Here is a 13,029-nt window from a genome sequence, read left to right on the forward strand (position 1 = left end):
TGAGGGGTGCTTTTTTGCGTTCTAACAGGTTTTTTAAACAAATGGTTTATATCAAAGACTTATTTTCACGTTCAAAACCCCTCATTTTTTGCTCTGTTGACTTTCGCCAAATGGTTTTATACTAGTCTTGTGAGTTGGAGATGGCCATCGATAGTAACTCCAAAAAATTGATGAAGGACGGAATTTTCCGAATGAAAATAGTATTTATTTGTTCACCCTATCGAGGGAATGTTGCAGAAAATGAAAAGAAGGCCATTGCCTATTCCAAGCAAGCTGCCAAAGCTGGCTATGTCCCCCTTGCACCGCATCTGCTTTTGACACAGTTCTTAAACGACAGGAATCCTGATGAACGAATCCAGGGCTTGACCATGGGGCAGGAGCTTTTGAAGCGATGTGATGAGATTTGGGTCTATGGTCCCAATATCTCTCAAGGTATGAAGTATGAGATTGAAACGGCGAAAGAGCTGGGGAAACCTTTCCGATTATTCCACGAGAATGGTCAGCCTATCAATCCACATACCATGGAAATTGATGACCGGGTAGAACCCTTGTTTGCCCTCCAATGTAGTGGCCACAAAGTTCGCTATGCAGGAGAAAAGAATCCAAGAGTTACTAATACGAAAGATTCTGTTTGGTCGAAGTTTCCAAGCATGTTCTTAGAATAAGAAAGGAAAAGCTATGGCTCAAATGAAAAAACTAGAAACTGTTGTCTCCAACTTACGAATGCTGGCAGATAGTTTGGAAGAACTGTATGGTGCGGTTGACCATACAGATGAAGCACCTGTGGAAAAAGCTGAAAAGGCAGCTTTACCAACAGTCACTATTGAAGATATCCGTAAAGTTCTGGCCGAAAAGTCCCGAGCTGGTAAAACAGAACAGGTGCGAGAACTCCTTCAAAAGTATGGAGCAAACAAGCTCTCTGCGGTAGAAGAGAAGCGTTATTCTTCTCTTCTTGAAGATGCGAAAGGACTCTGATATGGCGGGAAAACAACACGCACTATTATCAGCATCCTCCAGCCACCGCTGGCTGACGGTGCCGCCTCTTGCTCGCTTAGAGGAGTTCTTTGAACACAAGACTAATCCTGCAGCAGAAGAGGGGACACTGGCCCATGCTCTAGCTGAGTATAAGCTGAAAAGTGCACTTCGGATAGAAGCAGAAGAACCGGAAGGTGAGTTGACGCTTGAGATGGAACAAGCCACGGAAGATTATGTTGCCTTCATCATAGATGAGTTTGAACAACTGAAACAAGGTACCAGTGATCCAATTGTTCTCATTGAGCAGAAAGTTGACTTTTCTCGCTATGTTCCAGAAGGATTTGGGACGGCTGACTGTGTCATTGTGGTAGACAGCACCCTGCATGTTGTGGACTTCAAGTATGGCAAAGGGGTGCTGGTCGAAGCCGAGAACAACCCGCAGATGAAGCTCTATGCCCTGGGAGCCTTGGAGTTCTACGATGCTCTCTATGATATTGAAGAAGTCAAGATGACCATTTTTCAGCCACGAAAAGGGAATATCTCAACGGCTATTTTACAACGAGAAGATTTGCTAGAGTGGGCTGAGACGGATCTGAAACCTAAGGCTGAACTGGCCTTTAAAGGAGAAGGAGAGGTCACCTATGGTCCTTGGTGTCAGTTCTCACCTTGTAATGCCGTTCTTCGGGCACGAATGGACTATCATAAAGAGCTTGAACAATTCCAGTTGGCTTCCCCTCATCTTTTGACGGATGGAGAGATTGAAGAAATTCTTCTTCATGTGGATGACCTAGTCAAATGGGCGACAGAGGTGAAAGACTATGCGACCAAGGTGGCCATTGATACTCATAAATCATGGGAAGGATTTAAACTGGTCGAAGGTCGCTCTATCCGTCAGTTCACTGATGAAGATGAAGTGGCCAAACTAGCAGAAGCAGAAGGCTTCACGGATATCTATAAACAAAGTCTGGTTTCTCTGACTGAACTGGAGAAACGGATGGGCAAGAAAGCATTTAACCGATTGTTAGGGCATTTGGTCCGCAAACCTCAAGGCAAGCTGACCCTTGTTCCTGAAAGTGATAAACGAAAAGAATATATTCCAGCAGCAGCTGAATTTGGAGGAAGCTAATATGTCAAAAGAAACAAAAGTAATCGTCCCTGGACGTCTATCCTATGCGAATGTATGGGAGCCGCAATCTATCAATGGTTCAGAACCGAAATATTCTGTATCAGTAATTATTCCAAAGAGTGATAAGGCCACGATTCAGAAAATCCAACAAGCCGTAGAGCAGGCCAAACAAGAAGCTATTTCAAAATTTGGAGGGAAGATTCCAGCCAATCTGAAACTACCACTCCGAGACGGAGATATTGACCGGCCGGATGATGAAGCCTATGCCAATAGTTATTTTATTAACTGTAATTCCAAACAAAAGCCGCAGGTCGTAGACCAGCAGGTTCAGCCAATCCTAGATCAGACGGAAGTCTATTCAGGCTGTTATGGTCGGGTATCTGTGACATTTTATGGCTTTAACTCCAATGGCAATCGTGGGGTGGCAGCTGGCCTTGGAAACATTCAAAAATTGAAAGACGGAGAACCACTGGGTGGCCGAGTTCGAGCAGAAGATGAATTCGGTACCGTTGATGATGACGACTTTCTAGCTTGAGGTGGGTCTCCACCTCTTTACCTATTGGAGGACGGATGAAAACTCTAAGCATTGATATTGAAACTTATTCAGATGTAGACTTAACAAAATGCGGAGTCTATCGCTATGTGGATAGCCTAGCCTTTGAGATTTTGCTCTTTGCCTATAAAGAGGATGAGAAAGAAACGCAGGTGGTAGACTTAGCTCAGGGAGAGCAGATTCCTGAAGAGATTCGTTTAGCTCTATTAGATGATGCCATTATAAAAACGGCCTTCAATGCCAACTTTGAGAGGGTCTGTCTTTCCAAGTTTCTAGGAGAGCATCTCTCAGCTAAGTCCTGGTTCTGTACGGCGGTACTTGCAGCAAGTTTAGGCCTACCATTATCCCTTGAAGGAGTGGGCCGAGTTCTCAACATAGAAGAACAAAAGATGAAAGAAGGAAGCAGGCTGATTCGCTATTTCTGTCTGCCCTGTAAAGGAACGAAAGCAAATGGTATGCGAGCGCGGAATTTCCCCCATCATGCGCCTGAGGACTGGGAATTATTTAAACGTTACTGCAAGCGAGATGTTGAGGTGGAACAAGCTATTCGAGAGCGTCTGAGAAACCATCCCTTGCTTTATAGTGAGCAGCTTCTCTATCAGTTGGATCAGGAAATCAATGACCGAGGCATAGAAGTAGACTTGCAGTTGGTTGAACAGGCCATTCTTTGTGACCTTTCTTATAAGGAGCGGGTCACAAAGCGTGCTTATGAATTGAGTGGATTAGAGAATCCGAATTCTGTCTCTCAACTAAAGGGCTGGTTAGAAGAGCAAGGAGTCTTCATGGACTCGTTGGGAAAGAAAGAGGTGACCAAGCAACTCAAAGAAGCAGATGGAGAAGTACTTGAAATGTTAAAACTGCGTCTCTTGATGTCCAAGACCTCCGTCAAGAAATACCAGGCTATCGAACGCTGTGTTTGCTCAGACGGCCGGGTACATGGACTTTTGCAATTTTATGGAGCGAATCGCACTGGCCGCTGGGCTGGACGATTGGTTCAGGTGCAGAATCTTCCTCAGAACAAACTCAAGGATTTGTCCCTTGCCAGAACCCTTGTGAAAGAAGGGAGGTTTGAAACCTTGGATACTCTCTATGAGAATGTCCCGAGTGTCCTTTCTGAACTTATTCGGACTGCCTTTGTCCCCAAAGCAGGTCATCAGTTTATCGTTGCTGACTTTGCTGCGATTGAAGCTCGGGTGTTGGCTTGGCTGTCTGGGGAATCTTGGCGGTTAGATGTTTTTGAACAGGGCGGGGATATCTATTGCGCATCTGCGTCTTCTATGTTTGGAGTACCGGTTGAGAAACACGGTGTTAATAGCCACCTTCGCCAAAAAGGTAAGATTGCAGAACTAGCTCTTGGTTATGGTGGGTCAGTCGGCGCTTTAACCGCTATGGGAGCACTGGATATGGGACTGGAAGAAGAGGAACTGCAGCCGCTCGTCAATCAGTGGCGGTCAGCCAATCCGCATATTGTGGCCTTTTGGTGGGAGATAGATAAGACCGCAAAGCAGGTCTATGAAACAAGAGAACCGAAGAAGATTAAGAATCTTGTCATCAGCTATCAATCTGGCATGCTCTTTATTACGCTACCTTCTGGACGAAAGCTAGCTTATGTTAAACCTCGCATGGGCATGAATGCATTTGGCAAACCTAGCTTGACCTATGAAGGGATTGGAGAGAGTAAGAAATGGACTCGGCTTGAGACCTATGGACCAAAGTTAGTGGAAAATATTGTTCAGGGTATCGCCCGAGATTTATTGGCCTATGGCATGGTGCAGCTCGAGCAAAAGGGATTAGCTATTGTTCTTCATGTGCATGATGAAGTGGTGGTAGAAGTGAGAGAAGAGAGTGTGGCAAAAGTCTGCCAGCTACTTGCCACAAAGCCAGACTGGGCCGAAGGTCTGCCTTTACAAGCCGACGGCTATGCCTGTGAATTTTATAAGAAAGATTAAGGAGGAAAGAATGGAACTTACCATTTCATTAGGAAACAAACGAACCGATAAGATTTGGACGCAAACCAGTTATAGCTTGGAACAGTTTGAAGCCCGCATTTCAACCACTATCCGAACGGCTGAGACCGTTGCAGAGTATAAGAAACTAGCGAAATCAAAACAAGATAATATTAAAGATGTCGGCGGCTTTGTTTTAGGAAAGCTTGACAAAGGAAGACGAAAGAAAGATGCGGTGTTGTCTCGCTCGGCTCTGACTTTAGATATGGACTTTGCGACACCTGGCATTATGGATGAAGTCGAACTCTTCTTTTCTTTCTTTGCCTATTTCTATTCAACGCATAAACATACCAAAGAGCATCCAAGGCTACGTTTGATTATCCCCTTATCTCGGGAAGTAACGGCTGAGGAATACCAGGCTGTTGCCAGAAAAGTGGCTGAAGATATCGGTATGGAGCTATTTGATGATACGACCTATGAACCGAGTCGACTCATGTATTGGCCTTCAACCTCGCAAGATGGAGAATTTGTCTTCAAAAAATTGGAGGGTGACTTCCTCAGTCCGGACACGGTTCTAGCGCGCTATCAGAACTGGAAAGATACGACTGAGTGGCCTGTATCCAGCCGGCAGAACAAGCTGCTGGAGCGGGCCATTGCCAAACAAGCAGATCCTCTTGGAAAATCTGGCTTGATTGGGGCTTTTAACCGAACCTACACCATTACAGAAGCAATTGAAAAATTTCTAGGAGATGTTTACAAGCCTTCCAGCATTCCAGGTCGTTTTGATTATATTCATGCCACAACCAGTGCTGGGGTTGTTCTTTATGATGACAAATTTGCTTATAGCCACCATGCGACCGACCCTTATGGTCACAGGCTTTTATCGGCTTTTGACCTGGTTCGCCTGCATCTCTTTGGTGATCAGGATGATGAGGAAAAGAAAGACTCAGCTAAGCAACCGTCTTATAAGGCTATGCAGGATTATGTCCTAAAAGATGATGCGACCAGGGAGACACTGGCAAAAGAGCGCTTAGCAGATGCGACTTTGGAATTTGCTGATACGGAGAATTGGCAGGCGAGCTTAGAGCTGGATAAGACCGGCCGTGTTAAGGATACCTTATCCAACATTGCGACGATTCTGCACTTTGACCCCAATCTTCAAAACATTGTCTACAATGAATTCAAGAATGTTATTGATGTGATTGGTGAGCTGCCTTGGAGACGGTCACGTCCTGGCTGGAATGATTCGGACTTAGCTAATGCCAAGCTCTACTTTGAGCGTGTCTATGGTATTTGGTCACCTACCAAGTTCAAGGATGCTCTTTTAGCTGTGGTGACTTCTTACCGGCTCTACCATCCCATTAAGGAGTATTTAGAACCCTTGGTCTGGGATGGAGTCGAACGGATTGATTCGCTTCTTATCGTTTACCTTGGGGCAAAGGACACAGCTTATACACGAGCAGTCATGCGAAAAACTATGGTGGCTGCGATAGCAAGAATTTATGAACCAGGTATTAAGTTTGATTCTATTCTTGTACTAAATGGACCGCAGGGGATAGGAAAATCAACCTTCTTTCTCAAGCTAGGTAAAGAGTGGTTCTCGGATTCTCTGGCGATTTCAGACATGCGGGATAAAACTGCGGCAGAAAAGCTCCAGGGCTATTGGATTCTAGAAATTTCTGAGATGACAGGAATTCGAAAAACAGATGTGGAAACTGTTAAATCCTTTATATCACGACAGGATGATAAGTTCCGTCAAGCCTATGGGGTGAATGTGGAAAGTCACCCACGCGCTTGTATTATTGTGGGTTCAACCAATTCAGAAGGTGGCTTCTTGCGAGACGTGACTGGGAACCGTCGCTTTTGGCCGATTCGAGTGTCCGATGCCAGTCAGTTAAAGCCTTGGGAGCTAGTCGATGTAGACCAATTGTGGGCAGAAGCCAAGGTCTATTATGAAGCAGGGGAGGAATTGTTTCTAAAAGGAAAAGCAGAAAATGAAGCAAATAAAGAGCGACAGGAGGCCATGGAATCAGACGACCGAGAAGGCATTGTAGCTGAGTACCTGGATACCTTATTGCCAGATAACTGGGCCAAGATGGACTTATATGAGCGACGGACTTTCTTGGCTGGTAGTGACTTTGGCAGTCAGACTTTGAAGGGAACAGAACAGCGTGAGCGGGTCTGCATTATGGAAATTTGGTGTGAGTGCTTCGGTAAGGAACGACAGAATATCAAAAAGGCTGATTCCTATGAAATTGAAGGAATTCTAAATAAAATCGGTGGCTGGAATAAGTACACAGGAAATACGACTGGTAAGATGAAGTTTTCCCTGTATGGTACTCAACGTGCTTTTGTCCGGGTGCCGTAAGGCAACTTGGGAAGCTTTAGTTGGTTTCCGCAGGTTTTCGATTTTACCTTTCAGCAACCGAATGGGAAACTGCTCAAAGCTGTTGCCAATAGTAGTTTCTCTAGTACTAGTTTCCTTAGTTGCCTATCTTTTCTAAGAGAGTAGTGTTACTACTAGTAAAATAGGAGTAATGGACACCCATACGCGCGTAAGGAGTTTGAACCCTTTTGGCACCCCCTATCGGAAACCCTGGGAGGAGAAGAAATGCGAGAAAGAGAAATTGAAGAAAAACTGAGACTAGAAAGTCAGAAGCGGGGTGGTCTCGCCATGAAGTTTGTCTCGCCTGGCTTGGTAGGGATGCCTGATCGAATCGTGATTTTACCTCAAGGAAAGATTGGTTTTGTGGAGTTAAAAGCCCCAGGAGAAAAGCCCAGAAAGATTCAGGTCAGGCGCATGGAACAGTTAAGAAAGCTGGGGTTTCTGGTTTATATGCTGGATGATAAAGGAAAGATTGGAGAAATACTAGATGACATACAAGGCACATCCTTATCAGGAGGTAGCGACTCGATTCATTGAGGAGCATGAGACAGCTTGTTTGATTCTTGATATGGGACTAGGCAAAACCGTGATTACCTTAACGGCATTGTGGAATTTGATATTGGATTCATTTGAGGTCAGAAAAGTCTTGGTCATTGCCCCGCTTCGAGTAGCCAGTCATACTTGGAAGAGTGAGCTGGATAAGTGGGAACATTTAAAGGGGCTGGATATTTCCATTGCCATTGGCAGTGAACCAGAGCGAAGAGCCGCCTTAACACGCTCAGCCTTTATTTATACCATCAACCGAGAAAATGTCGTCTGGTTGATTCAGAATCAACTCTTTGATTTTGATATGGTGGTGATTGATGAGCTATCTAGCTTCAAGTCTTATCAGGCTAAACGCGTCAAGGCTCTTAGGAAAGTTCGATTTAAAATCAAGCGCATGGTTGGGCTGACGGGAACTCCTGGAAACATCATGGACCTATTTTCTGAGATTGGCATTTTAGATGGCGGACAGCGCCTGGGACGCTTCATCACAGCTTTTCGCAATCAGTATTTTGACCCCGACAAACGAAACGGTCAGGTTATCTTTTCTTATAAGCCAAAGGATGGCGCAGAAGAAGCCATCTATGAAAAGATAGCGGATATGACGATTTCTATGAAGGCAGTGGATTATCTTAATATGCCAGAACGAGTGGACAATGAAGTTCTAGTTGAGATGTCGGAGACAGAATTTGCAGTTTATAAGGAGCTCAAAGCAGAGATGGTGGTTTCTCTCAAGGGGCAGGTACTTGATGCCGTGAACAGTGCCAGCCTTTCGAATAAATTACTGCAGATGGCTAATGGCATGGTTTATGATGAGAATCGAAAGGCGGTACTCTTGCATGATCAGAAGTTAGTGGCTCTTGAAGAAATGGTGGAGAGTATGAATGGCCGGCCTTTGTTAGTCGCTTATTGGTTCCAGCATGATTTGAAACGCATCAAGGAACGTTTTTCAGAAACTAGAGTGATTCAAAGCAATCAGGATATTGAGGACTGGAACAAGGGAAAGATAGTCCTTGGTTTGATTCACCCGGCAAGCAGTGGTCATGGACTGAATCTTCAAGCTGGCGGTCATACCATTTGTTGGTTCGGCTTAACTTGGTCTTTGGAGCTGTACCAGCAACTTAATGCCAGGCTCTGGCGGCAAGGGCAGAAAGAAACGGTGGTTGTTCACCACATCATTACAAAGAGCACGATGGACGAACAAGTCATGAAACGATTGAAAGAAAAGGACATCTCTCAGCAATCCCTGATTGATGCCGTCAGATATGAATTGAGAGAGGAGGAAAAGGATGGATAAAATAGAAAGCTTTTTCTATGATTACAAGAACATGAAAAAGGAGATGAAGCTCTTATGTAGCCAGTTGGACCAGTTTGTCGGCATCTCAGAAAATGAGATGCTGGACACCATGGTCTATGGTCGGTCTGATGAACCAAGGGTGCAGACCAGTAAGAATCCTTATCGCAGTGAGATCATTGCTTTATCCTACAAGGAAGAAACAGAGAAAGCCAATCGGGAGCTTTATCAATATTTGTCAAAGCGCTACTGTCGTTTAGTTCAGGAATTGCATTTTTTTGAAGTAGCTGTCAGTCAGCTTCCAGATGATTTGGCGGAATTTGTGACGGATTTAGTCATTGTGTCAGAAAGCTGGGACAACCTTATGGTCAAGTATCATATCAGCAGGAGTACCATTAGCAGGTGGAAGCAAAAGGCCATTAAGGAACTGCGTTTGATTTATACCATCAGAAACCAGCAGTTAGAAGATTTTTTACTTAGCTAGAGGAGAACCATATGTGCAAACGAGGAGATATTTATTACGTAGATTTTGGAAATCAGAAAAACAGTCATATTCAGCAAGGGATTCGACCGGCCATCATCGTCAGCAATAATAAAGCTAATGACCATTCTCATTTGGTTACGGTTGTTCCCCTAACCAAGCAGGTTCAAAAGAAAAAGCACCTGCCTACTCATGTGTATCTACCTAAGAAAGTTTTCAAAGGGCTTAAGTGGTCCAGCTTGGTTTTGGCAGAGCAGGTTCTTACAGTGGATAAATTTCAGTTAAAAAATAAGGTCATGACCATTCGAGAAGAAGCCTGGCTGGTGCGGATTGACCGGGCTTTACGGGTCCAGATAGGAGTTTAAAAAATTTTGAATAATCTTCGCTAATGACTTGATAAATAAAAAGTCGTACGGTAACATACACATACAAAAAAGAAAAGGGGTAAAAGCCCTGAAAAAATAGTGGACTTAATTAAGAAATACGGATTTTACCACGTTGGAAGTTGACGACTACGTTTGGTTGGACTAAGGAGGCAGAAACATGTGGCAAGAAGGAATATTTACAAGTCACAATCGAAAGGTGGTTTACCTAGCGAAGGTAAGCACTGAACCCTTCGAGGATGGAATAGACAACGGACGCATCTTTAAATTGGGAGTGGACGTAGACGGTGAGGAAGTCATTAGTTACGACAGGGGTTGGGAAATGTATCCGGAAGATGAAAGCCTAGAAGAAATTTTGGACCAGATTCTAGAACGTTTTCCAGCTTAAATATAGAGCGCAGAAATATTTGAAGTTTCTGCCTTAAAAATGTCTGAGATACAAGAAATGGTCATTTCAGGCATTTTTTTGTACATTTGAGAGGATAGCAACCCCTGATCAGTTGTTTTTAGTTATACTAGAAGTACCAACAGAAAGAGGTGCTACACTTGAAAATCTTAGAAGTTGAAATCCTATCTACTTTATTTGTTTCAGGAGTCTATATCTACCATATCAAGTTTCAATTCTTAACACTTTATAATCAACAAACCTACAGCATGCAGGTTATGCCAGTGACAAAGGAAGCCATCTCAGATATGGCAGCATACATAATGGAAAATTATTACAGGCGCATGGTTCGTTGTTCATTGGATTGTTTTTCATTTGCGTAATAGGTCTACTTAACGTATAATATGATGTAGATGAGATATTCTCATGTCATCACTTTGATGAGACAAGTGACGGTTCTGACTTGTTGGTAAACAAAAATTAGCCGAGTGTGAAATGAGAATTTTTAATTTGAGTGGTCGGCTCATGGTCAATCTGATATTAATCTTGGACATAAGGGCCAAGCGGGTGGCGGACACCAAAATTAAATCCGATATTTAATCTTGGACATAAGAGCCAAGCGGGTGGCAGACACCAGAATAAACCGACTAAAATAAATGGCTTACAGCTTGCTGTAGGTCATTTTCATTTAGAAATTGAAAAGAGGTTGAGGTTTCAAAATTTTGAAAAAATTCCACTGATTACTTGCATCACCTCCTTTCTTGTTGTATAATATTAGTGAAGATAGAAATATCTTGAGTGTGGAGACACTTTAAAGTTGTACTGGGTATGGAACAGGTATAATTCCATAACTTAAAGCTATCAAGATGGGTAGCGAGCTCCAAAGCAGAGATAGTGCTTGACTAATACGGCTAGTAGAAGAATGTCCGTAACATTTTAGCTATCAAGATGGGTAGCGAGCCTGACAACCAGGATAAAACACTCACTATATAAATAGAAGGGTGACCTGAGTAGGTTGCTCTTTTATTGTTAAAGAAAGACTGGAAAAGCTTAGTGAATATTCATAGAAAAAAAGAGCAAGTAAGAAGAAATATTATTAGTAGTGCTCGTTTGTATAAGGAGAGACTTGTAGGTAAGCGTTTTATTTATATATTTGGTGATGAATGTTTTGAAATGCATTTTAAAACTGATAGTTTTAAACATCTTACTGGTGCAAATGCAAGACTGTCGCCAAACCAATTTTACATGTCAGCCTCTGAAGGGCATTTAGGGGGAAATCAGATATTTTTTAATGATCGCCATCCATTAAGTATAGCAATCAGAAAAACGGAGGGATTGAGAGCACTAGATTTATTTATAAAAGAGGAGCTATTTGTAATAAAGGATTTAGTTACTGCGTCAGCAACTTATCCGTATGCACTCACAAACCTAGATAAATCATTATTAGTGGTTCTGGACTCAACTGATGCTACTGGGGATACATATTATGTGCCTAGGAGTTTTAGAGTTAAAGATAGAAATATATTTGATAAAACAAGCTCTCAGTCTATTCATGCTGTCGATTTTATTTTAAGTAAAGAAGATGTGATAAGGAAGTATGATACTATCCACATGCAAGATAAGGGAAAAAGTTTGAGTACTTTATCAGAGGAGCTGAAAATGAAAATCTCTGATGATCTTATGTGCTAGTAGCCGTATTTTATAACTGAAATACTAAGTTCTATCTGTTGGTGAGATAGAACTTTTTTATTTGTCAAGTAAAAACTGTAAAAAACAAAAAGACGGGACTACCCCGGTATTAGGGCGGGACTACTCTGGAACTACCCCGGTATTAGGGCGGGACTACTCTGGAACTACCCCGGTACTAATACGGTACTAAGTCGGTACTGCTTTGCACGAATAATTGTGATATGATTAAGATGTGAAAGAACATAGAGAGGAGGGGTGAAGGCCATGCCGAGACGACCCGCTCAGCCCTGCAAATTTCCAAACTGTCCAAAGCTCGTACCTTATGGTTCTAAGTACTGCGAGGATCACCAAAGTGTTCACTCACTTGAGGTGAAGTCGACAAAGGCTAAAGGTTACGACTCACGGTGGAACAAAGCTCGGCTTCATTTCTTGAAAACACATCCGCTTTGCGTGAGGTGTCGAGCTAAAGGAATGATTACACCTGCAACAGTAGTGGATCATATCACTCCTCATCGAGGAAACCAAAAACTCTTTTGGAATGAGGGCAACTGGCAACCTCTTTGTAAATCCTGTCATGATTATAAAACTATGACGGAAGACCATGCTCCAATTTATGGCTATGATTTCTGACGAGGGGTAGGGGGGATAAAATCTCTGTGAGTTGCCTCTCAAAAGACCGTGGCCCCCTCAAACGTGCATTTTCGCAAAATGTAAAAGGGGTATATTTTTTGAAGAAATAAATAACTGAAAAACAAGCTGTAACAGGAAGTTATGGCTTGTTTTTATTTCGTTTTATGATTTAAAAGGTTAGAGATTTCAGTAAAGAAAGGAGGCAGAAATGGACGATTTTCAGAGAAAACAGATTAGAAAACTACGTTCTGAAGGTTTGGGATACCAATCGATTGGAAAGATAGTCGGTTTATCTAGGGATTCTGTTCGCAATTACTGCAAACGAAATCCGGAACTATTGGGCTATCGAAATGCCGTCACGAAGATGATGAAAGACCAAGCCAGTGGTCTTCCTTGTTGCCTTCACTGTAAAGAAACCTTTATCCCCAAAGGAACTGGTCGACCTAAGAAGTTTTGTTCAGATGCTTGTCGGAGATACTGGTGGCAGGACCATCCAGAATTACACCAGAAACAAAATACAGCTTACTATGAATTGGCTTGCCAACATTGCGGTAAGTCTTTTTTATCATACGGCAATGCGAAGCGGAAATTTTGTAGCCATGCCTGCTATATTCAATCTCGTTTTTACTAAGGAGGTA

At 43.0% G+C, this 13,029-nt stretch carries 15 protein-coding genes; all 15 read left to right on the plus strand.

Features of this window, described 5'->3' with window-relative positions; all coding sequences use genetic code 11:
• Positions 1-140: 140 nt before the first annotated feature.
• Positions 141-665 carry a DUF7768 domain-containing protein gene (locus tag GMD4S_RS10715; RefSeq protein ID WP_008282373.1) on the plus strand — a complete coding sequence of 175 codons (525 nt, stop codon included), beginning with the start codon at positions 141-143 and terminating at the stop codon, positions 663-665.
• A 13-nt stretch (positions 666-678) separates the two neighbouring features.
• Positions 679-975: a hypothetical protein gene (locus GMD4S_RS10720; protein ID WP_000068161.1), complete on the plus strand. Its 297-nt coding sequence runs from the start codon at positions 679-681 to the stop codon at positions 973-975.
• Positions 959-2,101 carry a DUF2800 domain-containing protein gene (locus tag GMD4S_RS10725; protein WP_001224297.1) on the plus strand — a complete coding sequence of 381 codons (1,143 nt, stop codon included), beginning with the start codon at positions 959-961 and terminating at the stop codon, positions 2,099-2,101. Before GMD4S_RS10720 ends, GMD4S_RS10725 begins: the two co-directional genes overlap by 17 nt.
• A gap of 1 nt (position 2,102) precedes the next feature.
• Positions 2,103-2,636 carry a DUF2815 family protein gene (locus tag GMD4S_RS10730; protein WP_000032506.1) on the plus strand — a complete coding sequence of 178 codons (534 nt, stop codon included), beginning with the start codon at positions 2,103-2,105 and terminating at the stop codon, positions 2,634-2,636.
• A 35-nt stretch (positions 2,637-2,671) separates the two neighbouring features.
• The gene (locus GMD4S_RS10735) at positions 2,672-4,603 is read left to right on the plus strand and encodes a DNA polymerase (protein WP_000854925.1); all 1,932 of its coding nucleotides are present in this window, start codon (positions 2,672-2,674) and stop codon (positions 4,601-4,603) included.
• Between the two features lie 10 nt (positions 4,604-4,613).
• Positions 4,614-6,968 (plus strand): virulence-associated E family protein, encoded by a 2,355-nt coding sequence (locus GMD4S_RS10740; protein WP_000424009.1) that lies wholly within the window; start codon positions 4,614-4,616, stop codon positions 6,966-6,968.
• Positions 6,969-7,211: 243 nt separating this feature from the next.
• Positions 7,212-7,523 carry a VRR-NUC domain-containing protein gene (locus GMD4S_RS10745; RefSeq protein ID WP_001209159.1) on the plus strand — a complete coding sequence of 104 codons (312 nt, stop codon included), beginning with the start codon at positions 7,212-7,214 and terminating at the stop codon, positions 7,521-7,523.
• Complete coding sequence (locus GMD4S_RS10750; RefSeq protein WP_000221145.1) at positions 7,474-8,826, plus strand: DEAD/DEAH box helicase; 1,353 nt, start codon at positions 7,474-7,476, stop codon at positions 8,824-8,826. The genes GMD4S_RS10745 and GMD4S_RS10750 overlap by 50 nt, the downstream gene beginning before the upstream one ends.
• Positions 8,819-9,307 carry a hypothetical protein gene (locus tag GMD4S_RS10755; protein ID WP_000357689.1) on the plus strand — a complete coding sequence of 163 codons (489 nt, stop codon included), beginning with the start codon at positions 8,819-8,821 and terminating at the stop codon, positions 9,305-9,307. Before GMD4S_RS10750 ends, GMD4S_RS10755 begins: the two co-directional genes overlap by 8 nt.
• A gap of 11 nt (positions 9,308-9,318) precedes the next feature.
• Entirely contained in the window at positions 9,319-9,669 is a 351-nt protein-coding gene (locus GMD4S_RS10760; protein ID WP_000335299.1) for a type II toxin-antitoxin system PemK/MazF family toxin, read from the plus strand.
• A 178-nt stretch (positions 9,670-9,847) separates the two neighbouring features.
• Positions 9,848-10,075, plus strand: coding sequence for a DUF7678 domain-containing protein (locus GMD4S_RS10765; RefSeq protein WP_000267706.1), 228 nt, complete (start codon positions 9,848-9,850; stop codon positions 10,073-10,075).
• Between the two features lie 149 nt (positions 10,076-10,224).
• On the plus strand, positions 10,225-10,455 hold the full coding sequence (locus GMD4S_RS10770) for a hypothetical protein (protein ID WP_237738357.1): 231 nt from the start codon (positions 10,225-10,227) through the stop codon (positions 10,453-10,455).
• 643 nt (positions 10,456-11,098) lie between these two features.
• A complete protein-coding gene (locus tag GMD4S_RS10775; RefSeq protein ID WP_000913325.1) occupies positions 11,099-11,761 on the plus strand; it encodes a PBECR4 domain-containing protein in 663 nt (220 codons plus the stop codon).
• A 264-nt stretch (positions 11,762-12,025) separates the two neighbouring features.
• Positions 12,026-12,391, plus strand: a complete 366-nt coding sequence (locus GMD4S_RS10780) for an HNH endonuclease signature motif containing protein (protein WP_001138021.1) — start codon at positions 12,026-12,028, stop codon at positions 12,389-12,391.
• 208 nt (positions 12,392-12,599) lie between these two features.
• A complete protein-coding gene (locus GMD4S_RS13145) occupies positions 12,600-13,022 on the plus strand; it encodes a helix-turn-helix domain-containing protein (protein ID WP_000340864.1) in 423 nt (140 codons plus the stop codon).
• Positions 13,023-13,029 lie beyond the last annotated feature (7 nt).

It is taken from the genome of Streptococcus sp. GMD4S (assembly GCF_000296955.1).

What these genes read in the sequence shown, in the direction of transcription:
- GMD4S_RS10715 (WP_008282373.1), top strand. Translation starts at nt 141, where the DNA reads ATGGCCATCGATAGTAACTCCAAAAAATTGATGAAGGACGGAATTTTC.
- GMD4S_RS10720 (WP_000068161.1), top strand. Translation starts at nt 679, where the DNA reads ATGGCTCAAATGAAAAAACTAGAAACTGTTGTCTCCAACTTACGAATG.
- GMD4S_RS10725 (WP_001224297.1), top strand. Translation starts at nt 959, where the DNA reads ATGCGAAAGGACTCTGATATGGCGGGAAAACAACACGCACTATTATCA.
- GMD4S_RS10730 (WP_000032506.1), top strand. Translation starts at nt 2,103, where the DNA reads ATGTCAAAAGAAACAAAAGTAATCGTCCCTGGACGTCTATCCTATGCG.
- GMD4S_RS10735 (WP_000854925.1), top strand. Translation starts at nt 2,672, where the DNA reads ATGAAAACTCTAAGCATTGATATTGAAACTTATTCAGATGTAGACTTA.
- GMD4S_RS10740 (WP_000424009.1), top strand. Translation starts at nt 4,614, where the DNA reads ATGGAACTTACCATTTCATTAGGAAACAAACGAACCGATAAGATTTGG.
- GMD4S_RS10745 (WP_001209159.1), top strand. Translation starts at nt 7,212, where the DNA reads ATGCGAGAAAGAGAAATTGAAGAAAAACTGAGACTAGAAAGTCAGAAG.
- GMD4S_RS10750 (WP_000221145.1), top strand. Translation starts at nt 7,474, where the DNA reads ATGACATACAAGGCACATCCTTATCAGGAGGTAGCGACTCGATTCATT.
- GMD4S_RS10755 (WP_000357689.1), top strand. Translation starts at nt 8,819, where the DNA reads ATGGATAAAATAGAAAGCTTTTTCTATGATTACAAGAACATGAAAAAG.
- GMD4S_RS10760 (WP_000335299.1), top strand. Translation starts at nt 9,319, where the DNA reads ATGTGCAAACGAGGAGATATTTATTACGTAGATTTTGGAAATCAGAAA.
- GMD4S_RS10765 (WP_000267706.1), top strand. Translation starts at nt 9,848, where the DNA reads ATGTGGCAAGAAGGAATATTTACAAGTCACAATCGAAAGGTGGTTTAC.
- GMD4S_RS10780 (WP_001138021.1), top strand. Translation starts at nt 12,026, where the DNA reads ATGCCGAGACGACCCGCTCAGCCCTGCAAATTTCCAAACTGTCCAAAG.
- GMD4S_RS13145 (WP_000340864.1), top strand. Translation starts at nt 12,600, where the DNA reads ATGGACGATTTTCAGAGAAAACAGATTAGAAAACTACGTTCTGAAGGT.